Below are 1,441 nucleotides of genomic sequence, written 5' to 3' on the forward strand. Positions count from 1 at the left end.
GCTCATGACGATCGGAGCAGCAGCCCGATCGTCATGAGCAGCACCGCCGCATAGCGCGCCGCTCGCAGGCCAATGCGCCAGCCGCCGGCGGCGATGCGGCGCTCGTCCCAAGCCGCGCGCGCATTCCACGCGCCCAGCAGCGCCAGCGTAAGCCCGAGCAGCGCCAGGCTGCGCGCGTCTGCTTCGGCAGCGGTCGCCGGCGCGCGCGCGTAGATCGGCGCGTACACGCAGAACGCCGCCGCCATCCGCAGCGCTGAAGTAATCATCGCGCCGCGCAGCTGCGGGCGCAGGATGCTGCCCATCATCGCGCTCTCCAGCGGCAGCGCGAAGACCGTATCCGCCGGCTGCGCATACGTTCGCAGCGGCGTATACAGCGCGATCAGCGTCAGGCAGGCGACGCCGACGATGTCGGACGGCCAATCCGCCGGCATCTCCCGCAGCATCCGAATGTATCCCATCACGAGCGTGATGCCGATGCCGCCCAGCACCAAGCCGAAGCCGCTCTGCAGCACATAGCGGAAATACGGATAAATCTCCCCGCGCCAAGCCGCCGCTCGCTCGCCCTGCTGCTTGCGAAGCCGCTCCGCGCGCGCTCGTTCCAGTTCAGCCAATGGAGGCGCCCTCCTCCGCCGCCGCGACCAAAGCTTCGAACGCGTCGTCCAGCGTCGGCTGCCCGCCTGCGGCGGCCTTCACCTCATCCGGCGTGCCGGAAGCGACGAGCCGCCCTTGATGCATCACGATCAGCTGATTCGCCCTTCTCTCCAGGGCGGGCAGAATATGCGAGCTAAGCAGAATGGCGCAGCCTTGCTCCCTCGCATCCTCCAACGCGCCGATCAGCGCGCGCGTCGCCAGCGGATCGAGGCCAAGGAACGGCTCGTCGATAATGAGCAGGGGGGGCGATACGAGCAGCGCGTTCATCAGCATCACCTTCTGCTTCATGCCTTTGGACAGCGTATCCGGCAAGTTATTCATCGCCTTGTCCATACGGAAGATCCCCGCGAGCTTCGCGCTCCTGCGCTCGGCTTCGGCCTGCTCCACCCCATAGGCCATCGCCGTCCAGCGAAGATGCTCGGCCACCGTCATATTCGGGAACAGCGAAGGCTGCTCCGGCACATAAGCGCATGAGGCGCGGTACTTGTCCCGATCTTCGTCCAAGCGCAGTCCCGCCACCCGCACCTCTCCGGCATGCGGCAGCATCAGCCCGAGAATATGCTTGATCGTCGTGCTCTTGCCCGCTCCGTTCAAACCGATCAGTCCGGTCATCTCGCCCGGCCGGACGGAGAACGTCACCTCGTGGAGCACCGGCTTGCGCTGGCTGTAACCGCCCGTTAATCCGCGTATGTCCAATGCCGGTATCATCGTCGCTTCCTCCTTAGAACGTGCTTCCATGCCTACGATTATAAACGAGAGACCTCATCGGTTACAAAAAACTTTCATGCCC

Annotated in this window: 2 protein-coding genes; both read right to left on the reverse strand. The window is 65.1% G+C overall.

The window, feature by feature from the left end:
• Positions 1 to 2 precede the first annotated feature (2 nt).
• The gene (locus H4Q31_RS21280; RefSeq protein WP_185181079.1) at positions 3 to 611 is read right to left on the reverse strand and encodes an ABC transporter permease; all 609 of its coding nucleotides are present in this window, start codon (positions 609 to 611) and stop codon (positions 3 to 5) included.
• Positions 604 to 1,359, reverse strand: coding sequence for an ABC transporter ATP-binding protein (locus H4Q31_RS21285; RefSeq protein WP_185181080.1), 756 nt, complete (start codon positions 1,357 to 1,359; stop codon positions 604 to 606). Before H4Q31_RS21285 ends, H4Q31_RS21280 begins: the two co-directional genes overlap by 8 nt.
• Between the last annotated feature and the right edge of the window lie 82 nt (positions 1,360 to 1,441).

The sequence above is a fragment of the Cohnella lubricantis genome, assembly GCF_014212015.1.
In the GTDB taxonomy this organism is placed as follows: domain Bacteria; phylum Bacillota; class Bacilli; order Paenibacillales; family Paenibacillaceae; genus Cohnella; species Cohnella lubricantis.

Bases quoted from the DNA above. Each gene is read 5' to 3' on its own strand.
- H4Q31_RS21285 (WP_185181080.1), bottom strand. From the start codon at position 1,359: ATGATACCGGCATTGGACATACGCGGATTAACGGGCGGTTACAGCCAG.